General features: G+C 64.0%; 17 protein-coding genes. 10 read left to right on the plus strand and 7 right to left on the minus strand.

Translation table 11 applies throughout. From position 1 onward, the window contains the following. Positions 1–181 precede the first annotated feature (181 nt). The 6 genes from sctR (at position 182) to PAN31108_RS26875 (ending at position 4,506) form a co-directional block, all read left to right on the plus strand. Positions 182–832: a type III secretion system export apparatus subunit SctR gene (gene sctR, locus PAN31108_RS22775; RefSeq protein WP_150671044.1), complete on the plus strand. Its 651-nt coding sequence runs from the start codon at positions 182–184 to the stop codon at positions 830–832. 18 nt (positions 833–850) lie between these two features. Beyond that, complete coding sequence (sctS, locus tag PAN31108_RS22780; protein WP_150671045.1) at positions 851–1,117, plus strand: type III secretion system export apparatus subunit SctS; 267 nt, start codon at positions 851–853, stop codon at positions 1,115–1,117. An 11-nt stretch (positions 1,118–1,128) separates the two neighbouring features. Further along, the gene (sctT, locus tag PAN31108_RS22785) at positions 1,129–1,941 is read left to right on the plus strand and encodes a type III secretion system export apparatus subunit SctT (RefSeq protein ID WP_246184100.1); all 813 of its coding nucleotides are present in this window, start codon (positions 1,129–1,131) and stop codon (positions 1,939–1,941) included. A 7-nt stretch (positions 1,942–1,948) separates the two neighbouring features. Beyond that, positions 1,949–3,049, plus strand: a complete 1,101-nt coding sequence (locus tag PAN31108_RS22790) for an EscU/YscU/HrcU family type III secretion system export apparatus switch protein (protein ID WP_150671047.1) — start codon at positions 1,949–1,951, stop codon at positions 3,047–3,049. Further along, positions 3,046–3,303: a hypothetical protein gene (locus PAN31108_RS22795; protein WP_150671048.1), complete on the plus strand. Its 258-nt coding sequence runs from the start codon at positions 3,046–3,048 to the stop codon at positions 3,301–3,303. Before PAN31108_RS22790 ends, PAN31108_RS22795 begins: the two co-directional genes overlap by 4 nt. 177 nt (positions 3,304–3,480) lie before the next feature. Continuing rightward, complete coding sequence (locus PAN31108_RS26875; protein ID WP_246184101.1) at positions 3,481–4,506, plus strand: lytic transglycosylase domain-containing protein; 1,026 nt, start codon at positions 3,481–3,483, stop codon at positions 4,504–4,506. Positions 4,507–4,530: 24 nt separating this feature from the next. Here the strand turns inward: PAN31108_RS26875 and PAN31108_RS22805 are convergent, their stop codons facing one another. Then, complete coding sequence (locus PAN31108_RS22805; RefSeq protein WP_150671049.1) at positions 4,531–5,175, minus strand: glutathione S-transferase family protein; 645 nt, start codon at positions 5,173–5,175, stop codon at positions 4,531–4,533. 140 nt (positions 5,176–5,315) lie between these two features. Here PAN31108_RS22805 and purB point away from each other — a divergent pair, with 140 nt between their 5' ends. Continuing rightward, positions 5,316–6,689, plus strand: a complete 1,374-nt coding sequence (gene purB, locus PAN31108_RS22810) for an adenylosuccinate lyase (protein WP_150671050.1) — start codon at positions 5,316–5,318, stop codon at positions 6,687–6,689. A gap of 337 nt (positions 6,690–7,026) precedes the next feature. Continuing rightward, positions 7,027–7,479 carry a c-type cytochrome gene (locus PAN31108_RS22815; protein WP_150671051.1) on the plus strand — a complete coding sequence of 151 codons (453 nt, stop codon included), beginning with the start codon at positions 7,027–7,029 and terminating at the stop codon, positions 7,477–7,479. Positions 7,480–7,563: 84 nt separating this feature from the next. Here the strand turns inward: PAN31108_RS22815 and PAN31108_RS22820 are convergent, their stop codons facing one another. Then, positions 7,564–8,259 (minus strand): cytochrome b/b6 domain-containing protein, encoded by a 696-nt coding sequence (locus PAN31108_RS22820; RefSeq protein WP_246184102.1) that lies wholly within the window; start codon positions 8,257–8,259, stop codon positions 7,564–7,566. Between the two features lie 182 nt (positions 8,260–8,441). Between PAN31108_RS22820 and PAN31108_RS22825 the strand changes: the two genes are divergently transcribed. Both PAN31108_RS22825 and PAN31108_RS22830 read left to right on the plus strand, forming a co-directional pair. Further along, positions 8,442–8,696, plus strand: coding sequence for a hypothetical protein (locus PAN31108_RS22825; protein WP_150671052.1), 255 nt, complete (start codon positions 8,442–8,444; stop codon positions 8,694–8,696). Positions 8,697–8,741: 45 nt separating this feature from the next. Further along, on the plus strand, positions 8,742–10,577 hold the full coding sequence (locus tag PAN31108_RS22830; RefSeq protein WP_150671053.1) for an LTA synthase family protein: 1,836 nt from the start codon (positions 8,742–8,744) through the stop codon (positions 10,575–10,577). 126 nt (positions 10,578–10,703) lie between these two features. Here the strand turns inward: PAN31108_RS22830 and secF are convergent, their stop codons facing one another. The 5 genes from secF to queA all read right to left on the minus strand — a co-directional run bounded on the left by secF (position 10,704) and on the right by queA (position 16,582). Beyond that, the gene (gene secF / locus PAN31108_RS22835; protein WP_150671054.1) at positions 10,704–11,681 is read right to left on the minus strand and encodes a protein translocase subunit SecF; all 978 of its coding nucleotides are present in this window, start codon (positions 11,679–11,681) and stop codon (positions 10,704–10,706) included. Positions 11,682–11,705: 24 nt separating this feature from the next. Beyond that, positions 11,706–13,598 (minus strand): protein translocase subunit SecD, encoded by a 1,893-nt coding sequence (gene secD / locus PAN31108_RS22840; protein ID WP_150671055.1) that lies wholly within the window; start codon positions 13,596–13,598, stop codon positions 11,706–11,708. Between the two features lie 134 nt (positions 13,599–13,732). Next, entirely contained in the window at positions 13,733–13,999 is a 267-nt protein-coding gene (yajC, locus tag PAN31108_RS22845) for a preprotein translocase subunit YajC (protein ID WP_246184105.1), read from the minus strand. A 232-nt stretch (positions 14,000–14,231) separates the two neighbouring features. Continuing rightward, positions 14,232–15,362: a tRNA guanosine(34) transglycosylase Tgt gene (gene tgt, locus PAN31108_RS22850; RefSeq protein ID WP_150671057.1), complete on the minus strand. Its 1,131-nt coding sequence runs from the start codon at positions 15,360–15,362 to the stop codon at positions 14,232–14,234. A gap of 137 nt (positions 15,363–15,499) precedes the next feature. Continuing rightward, positions 15,500–16,582, minus strand: a complete 1,083-nt coding sequence (gene queA, locus PAN31108_RS22855) for a tRNA preQ1(34) S-adenosylmethionine ribosyltransferase-isomerase QueA (RefSeq protein WP_150671058.1) — start codon at positions 16,580–16,582, stop codon at positions 15,500–15,502. Between the last annotated feature and the right edge of the window lie 80 nt (positions 16,583–16,662).

Consider the following 16,662-nt stretch of genomic DNA (forward strand, 5'->3'; position numbering starts at 1 on the left):
CCGCTTTCACGTCTGATGTACGCCTGATCTTCGCCCGATCTGCACATGATCCGTCAATGAAGGCGCTTCGGTGCGAGCGCCTGCGGCGAAGCCCTGCGTTCGCACCGTCCCATTGCAGCCTCTCTTGTCGCACCTCACGGGCGCTCGCGCCCGGTGAGCGGCGATGTCCATTGGAGTTCGTATGTCCCTGCTCGACCATCCGGTGCAGCTCGTCGTACTGCTTTCGCTGCTCTCGATCATGCCGTTGCTGGTGGTGTTGGGGACTGCGTTTCTCAAACTGGCGGTGGTGTTCGCATTGCTGCGCAACGCGCTCGGCACGCAACAGATTCCGCCCAACATCGCGATTTACGGCCTGTCGCTCGTGCTTACCTGTTTCATCATGGCGCCGGTCGCGTTCGACATCGAGGAGAACCTCGGTGCGCGTCCGGTCTCCCTGTCGTCCAAAAGTTTCGTGGCGGACGTTGATGCCTCTGTGCTCAGCCCGTACCGAAAATTCCTCACGCGTCACACCGATGCCCGGCAGCGGGATTTCTTTGCCGGCATCGGCAACGAGACCTGGCCGCAAGCCCATCACGGCCGGCTCGGCGCCGACTCCCTCCTCGTGCTGATGCCGGCGTTCGCGCTGAGTCAGTTGGCCGAGGCTTTCAAAATCGGCTTATTGCTGTATCTGCCTTTCGTGGTGATCGATCTCGTCATTTCGAACATCCTGCTTGCGATGGGAATGATGATGGTCTCGCCCATGACCATCGCGCTGCCGTTCAAGCTGCTCATCTTCGTGATGATGAACGGCTGGGAACAACTCGTGCGGCAGTTGATGCTGTCGTACGCATGACGACGGGGGCGCTTGCCGATGAGTGAAGCCATCGTCGTCAATCTCACGAGCGAAATGCTCTGGCTCACGTTGCTGATGTCCTTGCCGACCGTCGTGGTCGCCTCTGCCGTGGGGGTGCTCGTCTCGCTGGTGCAGGCGTTGACGCAAGTGCAGGACCAGACCGTGCAGTTCCTCATCAAGCTCATCGCCGTCTCGGTCACGCTGGCCGCGACTTACGCCTGGATGGGGCACGTGTTGCTCAATTACGCGGGCAATGCGTTCTCGCAAATCAGCCGCATGGGGTGACGACGATGCTCATGTCTTCCGGCACTTTGCTCGCTCCGTTGTGGGCCGACCTGTTCGGTTGGCTGCTCGCGTGGGGCGTGGCGATGTTGCGCCCGCTGGGCATCGCGATGCTGCTGCCGGTGCTGTCCATCGGCATGCTCGGCGCCGGCATGTTACGCAATGCCCTCGTGCTGGCGCTGGCGTTGCCGGTTGTCTCGCTGGTGCACGCCACCCTGGAAATGCCGGCGCAATGGGGGGCTTGGGCCGCGCTGATCCTGCGTGAGCTGTGTATCGGCGGGTTGCTCGGATTCGTGGCGACCTTACCGTTCTGGGCCGTCGACATGACGGGGTACGTCATCGACACGATGCGCGGGGCGTCGATGGCGAGCGTGCTCAATCCGCTCATGGGGGCTCAGTCGTCGATCTTCGGCATCGCGCTTACCCAAATGCTCTGTGTGCTGTTCTTCGTGACGCCGGCGGCGCACGCGGTGCTCACGGCGCTCTACGACTCCTACCTCGCATTGCCGGTGGGCAGCGCGTGGCATTGGGAAGACGCCACGCAGGCGTGGCTGTTGTCGCTCTGGCAGGCAATGCAGGTCATGTGCGTGGCGGTGGCGCTGCCGGCGATGGTCGTGATGGTGCTCGTCGATATGTCGATGGGCTTCGTGAACCGCGCCGCACAGCAACTCAACGTGTTCTTTCTCGCCATGCCGGTCAAGAGCGCTATGGCCCTGCTCGTGACCGTCGCCAGTCTGCCGTTTGCCATCGCGGTGCCGCTTGCGCACTGGTATCGCCTGCCCGACGTGTTCCGCGCGTGGTCTGCGCTGGCACTGCCGGCGCTGTGAGGCAAGCATGAGCGAAAAAAACCTCCCGCCGACGCCCAAGAAGATCGAAGACGCACGCAAAAAGGGACGCGTTGCGAAGAGCGTCGACCTCGCCGTCTGCATGCAACTCGGCGCGGTTCTGGCCTGGCTGACGTTCGAGGGGCCGGCGCTTTACGACGCACTCCAGGCGCTCGTCTCGCGCATGCTGCTCGTGTTGCGCGACCCGGTCGACGAAGCGGTGCAGGGCATGCTCGGCCCGTCGCTACTGATTTTCGTTCGTTTCGCGGGCGGACTGGCGGTCCTGCTGATCGTGACGACATGGCTGGCGATGGTGTTGCAAGTGGGGGCGCTGGTCGCGCCCGAGGCCGTGCGTCCCAAGTACGAGCGTATCGATCCCGTCGCCAAGGCGAAGCAGTTGTTTTCGATGCAGTCGCTTTTCGAGTTCGGCAAATCGTTGATCAAGGTCGCCGTGCTGGGCGTGGTGTTCTTCTATCTGATCCGGCAGTACACGCCGTCGCTGGCGGTGCTGCCGCAGTGCGGGCCGGCGTGCGGACTGGCGCTGACGGTTCGGTTGCTGTTCTGGTTGATGGCCGTGCTGGTGGTGGCCTACGTGGTGTTCGGGGGACTCGATTTCGCGTATCAGAAGTACCAGTTGCGCAAGCAACTGATGATGTCTCACGACGAAATCAAGCGCGAGTCGAAGGAGGTCGAGGGCAACCGCGAGATCAAGAACAAGCGGCGCGACATTCATCGGGAGACGATCGAGAGCGGCAGCCTATCCCATAACGTCAAACGCTCCACGGCGGTCGTGCGCAACCCGACGCGGCTCGCCATTTGTCTGCGTTACGTTCCCGGCGAGACGGCGGTGCCGCTCGTCATCGAGAAGGGCCGTAATGAGCGCGCACGCACGATTGTGCGCATCGCCGAGCGAGAAGGTGTGCCCGTGGTCGAGCATGTGCCGGTCGCGCGGCGCTTGATGGATGACGTCGAGATCGACGCGCCGATTCCCCCCGATCTGTTTGATGCGGTGGCCGCGATCCTGCGGTTGGCGCTCGATCTTCCTTACGAGGTCGGGACGACGACCGACGTGAGTTCCGCCGAAAGACCGGCGCCGGGAGATACCGCATGAGCACGCGACATCACTTGCTGTCCCGTCGCGTCTGGCGTGCGGTCGTTCTCATGTCGGGTGCGCTGATGCTGAGCGGGCTTCCTACGAAGGCCGCAGACCGGGGGCTGCTGCCGCATCACCCGCGGGTAGCCGATGCGCAGATCGCCGTGCCGGTGGCCAACGCTCCGGTGGACCACGCGGCGGCCCGGCGCGGCGATATCCCCTTCGATACGGCTTCCGCGGCGTCGCAGGGTACGCCGCCTGGCGATCCGTGAGAGGCCGCCCGGCGACTGGTGTCGCCGCTGCGTGATCCGGCGGTCGAGAAGCCGGTCGGTATTGCGTCGGCAAGATCGCCGGGGGCAGTGCCGACGGATGCACCGATCGTCGCCGCGACAGACGTGCCGATAGCGGCATCGACACAGGCATCGACACAGGCATCGACGCCGAGATCGATGGCATCGCAGTCCGCTTCGCAGGCGTCTTCTGCTTCTTTCGGTACCGCCCCGGCCGTATCGCCCCCGTTCCCGGAGAAGCTCCCCTTCGATGCGCTGGTCCGCCGAGCCGCCCACGCGACATCGGTGGACGCGGCCTTGCTCCACGCGATTATCGACACCGAGTCGGGATACGACCCGCAAGCGGTGTCGGAGCGCGGGGCCATCGGGTTGATGCAGGTGCTGCCTCGCACCGGCCAGCGGTTCGGCGTGCGGCGTCTCGAAGATCCCGCCGAAAATTTGCGTGCTGGGGCAGCTTACGTGCGCTGGCTGCTTTCGCGATTCGACGGAGATGTGAGCCTTGCGCTCGCGGCTTACAACGCTGGCGAGGGGGCCGTATTGCGTTATGGACGTCAGGTGCCGCCGTTCCCGGAGACGCAGAAATACGTGCGCAGGGTCATGGCGGGCTATACGCGTTTGCGGCGTCAGCGGGAAGCGGGGGTGTCCGGCACGGTCAGCGCCGTTGGCACCGTTAGCACCGTGAACGCTGTGAACGCCGTGAGCGCCGCCGGCGATGACGATGGCGCGAGGATCGGTACGGAGACGAGTTCGAGGGGGGGCGTGGCGCCCGGTGCGATTGCGCTGACGTCGGCCTCGGCCTCGGCCCCCGCGTCTGCCGCCACCGCCGTCGGTATGCCGCCTGCCGCGGCCGCGCTCGTCTCGTCTGCGCGCGAGGACGGCACTTACGTGGCCGGTGGCGTGGGTGGGGCGGCCGCCGCGAGCCGTGCCCGCAAGGCCGACGACGTCGAAACGTCCAGTGAGACCGATGAGAGGGCAAAGTCCGCCCGCGCGTGGCGCCTTTTGCGAGGACTGGGGGAGTTGATTACACGCAGCCCGGATGCGGGCGGCGCGCCGCGCGTTGGGAAGGCGATGCGCGACCGCGACCGGCCGGCGGTTGTCATGCCGTCGAGCGGTCGCGGCCGGACGACCGGTGCGGCGCTTCGGCCAGCCGGGCGGGACGCCGGGGCGTCCACGCTTCCCGGGTAATTTCCCGGGTAACTTCCAGGGTAATCAGAGGGCAGGCGTCGGTGTCGGGGCGGGAGCCGCGTCCGTCGGGACCGTATCGGCGACCGAGGCGCGTGCGGACATGCGCTCGAAGTGACGGGCGAGGTTCGGATAGGCGTCGCGCCAGTCGATCTCCGGAAAGCGGAAATCGAGGTAGCCCAGCGAGCAGACGACGGCCACGTCGGCCAGCGTCAGGCGATTGCTCGCGCACCACTGACGGTCGTCGAGCCCGCGCGCCATCGCCAGCACGCTTTCGCGAATCTTGCTCAACTGGCGGTCGATGAACTTCTGCGAACGCGAGGCTTCGTTGTGGAACATGCACTCGACGCGAATCTGCACGGCGGCATCCGTCACGCCATCCGCAAGGGCTTCCCAGCAGCGCACTTCAGCGCGCTCCCGGCCTGACGGCGGGATCAGCTTGCCGACGGGAGAGAGCGTGTCGAGGTACTCGCAGATCACCCGGGAATCGAATACGGCCTCGCCGTCTTCCATGACCAGACACGGCACCTTGCCGATCGGGTTCGACGCCTGGATGCGGGTGTCGTCGGCCCAGACGTTCTCCAGCTCGAGCTTGTAGTCGAGCTTTTTCTCAGCCAGCACGATGCGGACTTTTCGAACGTAGGGACTGGCGAGGGCACCGATCAACTTCATGTGAATCCTTGATAAATCGCTTTAGCGCGGGGGAGAGTATAACGTGCGGGATGGTCGGGGCCGGGGAATGGTAAAATACTGGCCTTTCCGAGTTGGCGCATCGCCGGCTCCCCCGGTTTTCTTTTTCGGTGCCCAGTGCCATGTCCGACGAATTCTCCCCATTGACCGCGCTTTCCCCGCTCGACGGCCGTTACGCCAGCAAGACCGACGCCCTGCGTCCGTGGCTGTCCGAAGCGGCCTTCATGCGCAATCGCGTGAAGGTCGAAATCCATTGGCTGATCGCCCTGTCCAAGGCCGGTTTTGCCGAGATCGCCCCGTTCTCGGGGGCAGCGGAGACGTTCCTGCTGAATCTGGCCGCCAACTTCTCGAACGCCGATGCGCAGCGCATCAAGGATATCGAGAAAGTCACGAACCACGACGTGAAGGCGGTCGAGTATTGGCTCAAAGAGAAGGTGCAGGGGCAGGCCGAACTGGAAAAAGCGAGCGAATTCATTCACTTCGCCTGCACCTCGGAAGACATCAACAATACGTCGCACGGCATGATGCTCAAGGGCGCGCGCGACGAGGTGATCGTGCCGGCGCTCGAATCGCTCGTGACCCGGCTGAGCGAACTCGCGCGTGAACACGCCGCTCAGCCGATGCTCTCGCGCACGCACGGCCAACCCGCCTCGCCGACCACGCTCGGCAAGGAAATCGCCAACGTGGCGGTGCGTCTGGCACGTGCGCTCGAACGCATTCGCCGTGTCGAACTGCTCGCGAAGATGAACGGCGCCGTCGGCAACTACAACGCGCACCTGTCGGCTTACCCGGAATACGACTGGGAGACGTTCTCGAAGACGGTCATCGAACAGCGTCTGGGCCTGACGTTCAACCCGTACACGATCCAGATCGAACCGCACGACTACATGGCCGAACTGTTCGACGCCGTGGCGCGCGCCAACACGATTCTGCTGGATCTGAATCGTGACATCTGGGGTTACATTTCGGTCGGCTACTTCAAGCAGAAGACGAAGGCGGGCGAAATCGGTTCGTCGACCATGCCGCACAAGGTCAACCCGATCGACTTCGAAAACTCGGAGGGCAACCTCGGCCTGGCCAACGCCGTGTTGCGTCATCTGGCCGACAAACTGCCGGTGTCGCGCTGGCAGCGTGACCTGACCGACTCGACCGTGCTGCGTAATATCGGCGTGGCGTTCGGCTACAGCCTGCTCGCCTACGATTCCTGCCTGCGCGGTCTGGGCAAGCTGGAAGTGAACCCGCAACGTCTGGACGAAGACCTCGACAACACATGGGAAGTGCTGGCCGAGCCGGTGCAGACGGTGATGCGCCGCTTCGGTGTGCCGAACCCGTACGAGCAGCTCAAGGAGCTCACGCGCGGCAAGGGCATTACCCGCGAGGCGCTGCAAATCTTCATCAAGCAACTGGCGATTCCGGAAGACGCCAAGGCGCGTCTGCTGGAAATGACCCCGGCCAACTACGTGGGCATCGCCGAGTCGCTCGCCAAGCGCGTCTAAGGGTGTTTAAGCGTGTTTAAGCGTGTATAAGTTTGTATAAGCGGCGCCTCACGCCGTATGCGTTGTAACGAAGCGGGCCGCATTTGCGGCCCGTTTTGCATCGGGCCATCCCGCTTCGCACTCCGCTGTACCCTTCATCCCCGCTTTTCCTCGTCGTCTTTCGTCCCCCTACGGCTCACTACGTCCCCTTATGTGGCCCCTATGGGCGGTATCCGGTCCGCTTTGACTCGCTTCTGATCCGCTTCTGATCCGCTTCTGATCTTATGACAACTGTGTCATACGGGTACGCAAGTTGGTGTGTATCATAGCCGCACAAACCATAAGGAGAATCCCACAAATGAAGTTCGCTCTCGCAGTCGCAGCGCTCGCCGCTGCTACCGTTGTGCCCGCCGCCGCGCAAGCGCAGTTCGCCAAAGCCGACGACGCCGTGGAGTATCGTCAGTCGGCCCTTTTCCTCCTGGGTAACCATTTTGGCCGTATCGGCGCTGTCGTGAAGGGCGATGCCCCGTTCAACAAGGACGACGTGGCCAAGAACGCCGAGCTTGTCGCTACGCTCTCGAAGCTGCCGTGGCCGGCCTTCGACGGCGGGCAGACGAACGGCAAGAGCAAGGCGAAGCCGGAAGCCTTCTCCGACAAGGCGAAGTTCAAGGAGGCTGCGGACAAAATGGAAACGGCCGTGGCGAAGCTCAACACCGTGGCCAAGGGCGGCGACCTCGCGTCGATCAAGACGGCGTTCGGCGAAGCCGCGCAGACTTGCAAGAGCTGCCACGACAACTTCCGCGCAAAGTAAGCGACGCTGACTGTCCCGACGTTCCCATGAAAAAGCCGGTCGTTTTCACGCGACCGGCTTTTTTTGTGCGATGTCGGCGAGCGGTCAATACGACGGCAATGCCGCAACGGCCGGCGTCAGGTTCACGATGCGATACACCAGCGCCGACGCCAGCACGATCAGGACGAGCGCGCCCACCCGCACGCGCCAGTCGTCACGCGCCGGTTGCACCGGTGCGGCGAGCGTCTTGTCCCCGAGAATCATCGGCTTGATCAGGTCCTTCTTGCGCGCGATGCGGTAGTACACGATCGCCAGCACATGCAGCGCCACGAGCGCGATCAGCACCCATTGATTGCGAAGATGCCAGCCGGTGAGCCAATCGCTCGTGTCTTTGTCGACGAACTTGACGAGCGGTCCGTCGTTGAAGATGTCGTCGTTCGAGAACAGGCCCAGTCCGACCTGAATGCCGAAGAACAGCAGCATGGCGACGACCGACAGGCCACCGAGCGGCGTGTGCCCCGCGAAGCGAGCCTCTGTGCCTGCCCCGTCGCGCGTATCGCGCCATGCGCGCAAGAACGTGCGCGGGCCGGTGACGAATGCCGAGAAACGCGCATAACGCGGGCCGGTAATCCCCCAGATCAGACGGAAGATCAGTAACGCGAGCACCGCGTAGCCGCACCAGAAGTGGTAAATCATCGCGTTGCCACCGGTTTTGGCCGTCAGGTACGCGGCGACCGCCAGCACGACGAACGACCAGTGGAACAAACGGGTGGGCAGGTCCCAGATACGAATCGGCTTCATTGGCGTGAAATTTCGTAAATAGCGAATTCCGCGAGATTACCGTAAGCCCGTGACGCCTGCACGTTTGGGGTAAGTATGCAGGTTGAGTGATTTCCCACGTCTGGCGTCGTGCGTTCGCTGTCAGGCTGGCGGACATTCTCCATGCCCGTCCCGCGTGTGTGCGCACAGGCGGCCGCCCGCTCATGACTTCTCTTCCCGCCGACAGCCCGGTCACGGCACCCGCTTCGCAAACCGTTCATCGTCTGCCCTGCCTATTGCGTCTGAGCGTGAGTGTCATGCTGACGACGTGGGCGGGCAATCTGCTGATTCGCCTGTTCGGGGTGGCGACGCTCGCGCCGGGCGCGTGGGCGCAGACCAATGTCCATGAGTGGGGCAAATGGCTTTGGTACGGCTTGCGTTACGACATGTTGCTCGTGAGCTGGGGGATGGTCGTGTAGCTGCTGCCGCTGGCTATCCTGCGGGCGCGGTTCGCGTCGACGACGGTGGTCCGTACCGCGTTCGTGGCAGGCGTCGTGGCGTGGTTCGTCGTCGCGAACACGCTGGCCTTGGCCGAGCACTATTACCTGAGGTACTTCGGTGAGCCGTTCGGTCCGAAGCTCTTCAGCGTCTTCGATGACGACGTGGCCATCGCGTCGGATGCCGCAACGCACTTTCTCCCCGTCGGCATGGCGTTGACGAGTGCCGCGTGCCTCGGTGCGGTACAAGCCTGGTGCACGTTTCGGTGGGCGTTGGTTCCCGAGCGTGGGGCGACGTGGCGTGACGCCGTGGTGCAGGTGCTCGTCGTCTCGACGCTGCTGGTCGTGGGATGGGGGCGCCCGGCGGCGCGTCTGGTCGACCGGGAGGGGATCAGCGTGGCGCGCGAGCCGATGTTGGACGATCTGCTGGTCAACACGCCCGTGCGCCTGACGCTCGCCCTGATGCGGGCTTCGGCGGTGGCGTCCGGGAAGACGTCGCCCCAGCAGGCCGCGCGCGAGGCGTTGCGCTCCCATGGGTTTGCCGACGCGGCGGCGCTCGTCAAGGCTTTGGCGAGTGAGGGCGCACTGGATCTATCGAAGGGGGCGACGCCGGACGAAGATCCGAACACTACGCTGCTGCGCGCGCCATGGCATCGCACGCCCCTGAGCGAGAGGCTCGCCGCCCATCCGCCGCACGTGGTGTTCGGCCTCATCGAAGGGTGGGGCGGCTATGGCCTGTCGCTCGATGCCGACGGCTTTCCCATCGCGGGCGCGATGCGCAGGCATCTCGAAGCCGGGTGGTGGTTCCGGCACGCCGTGGCCGCGCGCGCCGATACGTTCTCTGCGATCGAGCATTTGCTCATCAACAGCGGCAGCCCGGCATTGCTGCTGACGAACGGCGACAAACCGGTCGCGTTCGATGCCGCCGCCGCAAGGCCGTTTCAGCAGCGGGGATACCGCACCGTATTCGTGTATGGCGGCGCCCGCACGTGGCGCAACATCGACCGGGTGATGCGCCGTCAAGGGTTCGACGATGTCGTCACGCAAGCGGAAATCGTCGCGCGATATCCGCAGGCCGACACGGGAAGCTACGGCGTGTACGACGGCTATCTCTGGCGGTACGTGCACGACATGCTGGAAGACGCCGACGCCAAAGGGCAGCCGTTGTTCGTCTTCGCGCTGACGATGAGCAATCACTGGCCTTTCAACGTCCCGGGCGATGCGGCCACGGGCCCGTTCGATCTCACGAAGGGATGGCGCGCTTCCCCGGCGAGCGAAGCCGAGCGCGAGGCGCGTCAGCGCGGTGTGCGCGCCTACCGGTACGCGATGGACGCGCTGGGTGACTTCATCGATCGCCTGAAGTATTCGCCGATGAGTTCGCACACGATTCTCGCCGCGACGGGCGATCACCGCGCGCCGCAATGGCGCAATCAGGACAACGCGTCACTGTCGCCTTTCGAGCAATATCACGTGCCGATCTATCTGCGAGTGCCACCGCGCTATACCCCCGCCGCGCGTTTGCGACTCGACGACTTCGTCGGTCATCGCGATATTTTTCCGACGTTGTACACCCTCGCCCTTTCCGACACGCCCTACGTCGGGTTCGGCGAGCCGTTGTTCGGACCCGTGCCACCAACGCGACGCTATGCCGTGGCGCAACAGCGGTATCTGTTTTCGACGGCAGGCGCACGGGACTTGCGCAGCGGCGTAACCTACATGCACGCGGAAGGGGGCGATCCCGGGCTGCTCGGACAACAGGCCCTCGATGCGAACGCGTCGCTGGCCCTGGCGGATTGGTACAGCGAGATGCAACGGGGCGGCAAGGCGGCGCTCGCTGCGCCGCCTGCATCGTCTTCACGATGACGCCGGAGATTTCCGAGAGCGCGAGCCTCGCGCGCCGGACGAAAAAAAACCGCCGGGCATGCCGGCGGCTTTTTCAGACGACGCGTTGAAACTTACCTCAAACACGTACATCGAGCGCAACGTACGTCAGACACGCGCGCCGAAGTTCGGGTCGTTGCGATCGACACCTTCTTCACCGTCCTTGTTGCTGTGCTTGATGAGGTCTTCACGCTTGACGCCGAACCACATCGCGAGCGCCGCCGCCACGAACACCGACGAGTAGATACCGAACAGAATACCCACGGTCAGCGCGAGTGCGAAGTAGTGCAGCGTCTGGCCGCCGAAGAAGAACATCGACAGCACCATCATTTCCGTACTGGCGTGGGTGATGATGGTCCGCGACATCGTCGTCGTGATGGCGTGGTCGATGACTTCCTGCACCGTCGCCTTGCGCATCTTGCGGAACGTCTCGCGAATCCGGTCGAAGATAACGACCGATTCGTTCACCGAGTAGCCCAGCACCGCCAGTACCCCGGCCAGCACCGCCAGCGAGAACTCCCACTGGAAGTAGGCGAAGAAGCCGAGAATGATCACCACGTCGTGCAAGTTGGCGATCACGCCGGCCACGGCGAACTTCCATTCGAAGCGGAACGACAGATAGATGATGATGCCCACGACCACGAAGGTCAGCGCCAGCAGACCGTCGGTGAAGAGTTCATGGCCAATCTGCGGTCCGACGAATTCCACGCGACGCAGCGAGACGTCGGGGGCGTCGGCCTTGAGCGCGGTCATCACGGCGTCGCTTTGCTGCGCGCTGGTGACCTGCTTGCCGTCCGGACCGTTCTGGATCGGCAGACGGATCATGACGTCGCGCGAAGTGCCGAAGCTCTGCACCTGCACGTCGCGATATCCCAGTTTGCCGACTTCGCCACGAATCTTCTCGAGGTCGGCCGCCTGCGTGTAGGCCACTTCCATGACGGTCCCGCCGGTGAACTCGATCGACAGGTGCAGACCCCGCGTGAGCAGGAAGAACACCGCCGCCACGAAGGTGAGTGCGGAGACAACGTTGAAGATGAGGGCGTGCCGCATGAACGGCACGTCTTTCTTGATGCGGAAAAATTCCATGACTGTTTCCTCTCGCGCCTGCGCTTATTGCTCGCCTGCGTCGGGTGCGTTCGTCGCACCGTCCGGGCGCCAGACCTGACCGATCGCCAGCGACTTCAGCTTGCGACGGCCGCCGTACCACAGGTTGACCAAACCGCGCGAGAAGAACACGGCGGAGAACATCGAGGTCAGGATACCCAGGCAGTGCACCACGGCAAACGCGCGCACCGGGCCCGAACCGAAGGCCAGCAGCGCCAGACCGGCGATGAGCGTGGTCACGTTCGAGTCCAGAATCGTCGCCCATGCATGTTCGAAGCCCAGCGAAATCGCTTTCTGGGCCGACGCCCCCGCGCGCAGTTCTTCGCGGATACGCTCGTTGATCAGCACGTTCGCGTCGATGGCCATACCGAGCGTGAGCGCGATAGCGGCGATACCCGGCAGCGTGAGCGTCGCCTGCATCATCGAGAGCACGGCCACGAGCAGCAGCAGGTTGAACAGCAGGGCGATGACCGAGAACACGCCGAACAGCATGTAGTACGCCATCATGAACACGGCGATGGCGATCAGGCCGTACAGCACCGAATCGACACCCTTTTGCACGTTATCGGCGCCGAGGCTCGGGCCGATGGTGCGCTCTTCGATGATTTCCATCGGTGCGGCGAGCGAACCGGCGCGCAGCAGCAGTGCGAGATCGTTGGCGCCCTGCGCCGAGCCCATACCGGTGATCTGGAAGCTCTGGCCGAGTTCGCTGCGAATGTTCGCCACCGTCAGCACTTCGCCCTTGCCCTTCTCGAACAGCACGATGGCCATCGGCTTGCCGATGTTGTCGCGCGAGACGTCGCGCAGCACTCGGCCACCTGCGGCGTCGAGCTTGATGTTGACCGACGGCTGCTGGTGATCGTCGAAACCTGCCGAGGCGCTCGTGATGCGGTCGCCGCTGAAGATCACCTGACGCTTGAGCATGACCGGTGCGCCGTTGCCGTGCAGGAACAGTTCGTCCTGCGGCGGGACCGGCGTGTCTGCCGTGATCAGACGCGGTGCGTCCGGATCGGCCAGACGCGCTTCGAGCGTCGCCGTGCGTCCGATGATGTCCTTGGCCTTGGCGGTGTCCTGCACGCCGGGCAACTGCACGACGATGCGGTCCGGGCCTTCTTGCTGAATCACCGGTTCGGCCACGCCGAGTTCGTTCACGCGGTTATGCAACGTAACGATATTCTGCTTGACGGCGTTGTCCTGCACCGCGCGACGGGCCGCTTCGGTGAAAGCGCCCACGACCTTGAACGTGCCGTTCGGGCCGGCTTGCGTGGTGTAGGCGAGGTCGGGCAGGCCGTCGGTCAGGGCGCCGCGGGCGCGCTCGGCATCCGCCTGCGTGCTGAAGGCCGCTTCGATGCCGTTGTCCGTACGCGTCACGCCGTTGTGACGGATGTTCTTGTCACGCAGCAGCGTGCGGGCGTCGGCGGCCGCCGCGTCCAGACGCTTGGTGATCGCACCGGCCATGTCGACTTGCAGCAGGAAGTGCACACCGCCACGCAGGTCGAGGCCGAGGTACATCGGCAGCGCGTGGATTCTGGTGAGCCATTCCGGCGAGGCCGAGAGCAGGTTGAGCGCCACGACGAAGGTCGGGTCGGTCGCGTCGGTGTTCAGCGTCGATTGGAGAAGATCTTTGGCGCGCAGTTGCGTGTCGGTATCCGAGAAGCGGATCCGCACGCTCGGGTTGTTGCCCGTGCTGTCGAACACCGCGCCGTTGTAGGCGATGTTCTGTGCCTTGAGCGCGTCTTCTGCGCGCGAAAGCGTCGAGGGATCGACCTTGACGGTCGCCTTGACGCTGGAAATCTGTACCGCCGGCGTTTCACCGAACAGGTTCGGCAGCGTGTAGAGCACCCCGATGGCAAGAGCCACCAGAATGACGATGTATTTCCAGAGAGGATAGCGATTCATAGCGGCGGGCTAGGGTGATGCCTCGTGGCAAACCGTGCTTCAGACCGTCTTGCAAGGTGGCGCCGGCGCGTAGACCGGTGCCGCCATGCACTGCGGCCGCCGGTAAGGGCGGCCGCGGGCGGTTGTGCGCAGGATCAGAGCGCCTTGATGGTGCCCTTCGGCAGCAACGTGGTGATTGCGCCCTTCTGCACATTGATTTCGACGTTGTCGGCGATTTCAATGGTCACGAAGGTCTCGCCGACCTTCGAGATGCGACCGGCCAGGCCGCCCGAGGTCACGACTTCGTCGCCCTTGGTGAGCGCGGCCAGCATGTTGCGGGTCTCTTTCTGACGCTTCATCTGCGGACGGATCATGATGAAGTACAGCACCACGAACATCAGCACGAGCGGCAGGAAGCTCATCAGGCTGCTGGTCGGGCTGGCGGCGCCAGCCGTCTGAGCGTAGGCTTCGGAAATCAGCACGTTCGGTTCTCCTTATGTAAGACGTGTAAAAGCCGCGTGTGCCGGCCTTCCGGACACGCGCGGCGTGTGTTTCGGTGCGAGGATGCAGCATCCAAGCCCGGCATTTTACCACTGCCCGACCCCGTTCCCGGGGGATTCGGTACCCGATTCGACCGTCGTCGGGCCCCGGCCGTCACTGCACGCCGCGCGCGCGATCGGCCTTGAACCTGGCGACGAACGCGTCGAACTGGTGCGCTTCGATGGCATCCCGGATTTCCTGCATCAGCGTGAGATAGTAATGCAGGTTGTGGATGGTGTTGAGCCGCGCGCCCAGAATCTCCCCGGCTCGCTGCAAGTGGTGCAGATAGGCGCGCGAAAAGTTTCGACAGGTGTAACAGCCGCAAGTTTCGTCCAGCGGACGCGTGTCGCTCTTGTGCGACGCATTGCGGATCTTCAGATCGCCGAAACGCGTGAACAGCCAGCCATTGCGCGCATTTCGCGTGGGCATCACGCAGTCGAACATGTCGACGCCGGCGGCCACGCCCGCGACCAGATCCTCCGGCGTGCCCACGCCCATCAGGTAGTGCGGCTTGTTCGCGGGCAGACGCGGCGCCACGTGCGCCAGCACGCGCATCATGTCTTCTTTCGGTTCGCCGACCGACAGCCCGCCGATGGCATAACCGTGGAAGTCCAGCGCCGACAGCCCGGCGAGCGACTCGTCGCGCAAATGTTCGTACATGCCGCCTTGAACGATCCCGAACAGCGCATTCGGGTTTTCGAGACGGTTGAATTCGTCGATGGAGCGCTTGGCCCAGCGCAGCGACATGCGCATGGACTGCCCGGCCTCCACTTCCGTGGCGGGGCGGCCGTCGATTTCGTAAGGCGTGCACTCGTCGAACTGCATGACGATGTCGGAGTTGAGCACGCGCTGGATCTGCATCGAGATTTCCGGCGAGAGAAAGAGACGGTCGCCGTTCACCGGCGACGCGAATTTCACGCCTTCTTCGCTGATCTTGCGCAGATCGCCGAGGCTGAACACCTGAAAACCGCCCGAGTCCGTGAGAATCGGACGATCCCAGCCCATGAAGCGATGCAGGCCGCCATGCGCGGCGATCGTCTCCAGACCGGGGCGCAGCCACAGGTGGAAGGTGTTGCCGAGGATGATCTGGGCGTTGTTCTCGACCAGTTCGGCCGGCGACATCGCCTTGACCGAGCCGTAGGTGCCCACGGGCATGAAGATGGGTGTCTCGACCACGCCGTGATTGAGCGTGACGCGCCCCCGGCGGGCCTGCCCGTCGGTAGTGATGAGTTCGAACTTGAGCATGAGTCGTGCGCCCCGGCACCACCGGCAAAACAAGCCAGCGCCCGCACGGGACGTCATAAAAGCGGTCCGCGCCCCATGCGCGGCCAAGGCGCTATTGTACTTGCTCGTACGGCCGTGGATCCTACGGCCGTACGGATTCAGGCGGCGGCCTTCGGCGCGTCCTGAATTTCCACGCGCGAGAGGATCATCGCGTCGCCATAGCTGAAGAAGCGATAGCGCTGTTCGATGGCGTGACGATAAGCCGCGCGAATCGTGTCCATGCCCGAAAACGCGGACACAAGCATGAGCAGCGTCGATTTGGGCAAATGGAAGTTGGTGATCATTCGATCGACCAGTTGGAAGCGATAGCCCGGCGTGATGAAGATGTCCGTCTCGGCGCTGCCGGCACGCAGCGTGCCCGGTGCGCCGCCGGCGGCCAGCGCCGCCTGTGCGGCCGATTCCAGTGCGCGCATCGACGTCGTGCCCACGGCGATCACCCGCCCGCCGCGTGCGCGGGTGGCGGCGATGGCGTCGACCAGCGCCGGCGTGATTTCATACCATTCCGAGTGCATCTTGTGCTCGCCGATATTGTCCACTCGCACCGGCTGGAAGGTACCCGCGCCCACGTGCAGCGTAAGCGTGGCGCGTTGCACGCCGAGTGCATCGAGCCTGGCGAAGAGGCCGTCGTCGAAATGCAGGCCGGCCGTCGGGGCCGCGACAGCACCCGGATTGCGGGCGTAGACGGTCTGGTAGCGGGTCTCGTCCGCTGCGTCGGCATCGTGCTCGATATACGGCGGCAACGGCAGGCGTCCATACGTTTCCAGCAGCGTGTAGCAATCCTGCGGGAAGTGCAGCGTGTAGAACTGGTCGACGCGTTCGCCCACGGTCACGTCGAAGGCATCGACCAGGCGCAGCGACGTGCCGGGTCCGGGGCTCTTGCTGGCGCGGATCTGGGCGAGCGCAGTGCGCTCGTCGATCACACGCTCCACGAGCACTTCGATCTTGCCGCCGCTGGCCTTATGGCCGAACAGCCGTGCCTTGATGACACGTGTGTCGTTGAATACGAGCAGATCGCCCGGCGCGAGCAGTCCGGGCAAATCGGCAAAGCGGCGGTCGTACAGGTGAGGCGGCGTGACGCTGCCGTCGACCTCCAGCAGGCGGCTGGCGGTGCGCTCCGTGAGCGCGGTCTGCGCGATCAGTTCGGGCGGCAGGTCGAAATCGAAATCGGAAAGGGTATACATCAGCGTTTACAATGCTAAGGTCTGTCCAGACCCTGAAACCGACATTTTACTTGGTTCGCCCGAAAGCCAGCCGGTTCGGT

The sequence above is a fragment of the Pandoraea anhela genome (genome assembly GCF_902459655.1).
GTDB classification, from domain to species: Bacteria; Pseudomonadota; Gammaproteobacteria; order Burkholderiales; family Burkholderiaceae; genus Pandoraea; species Pandoraea anhela.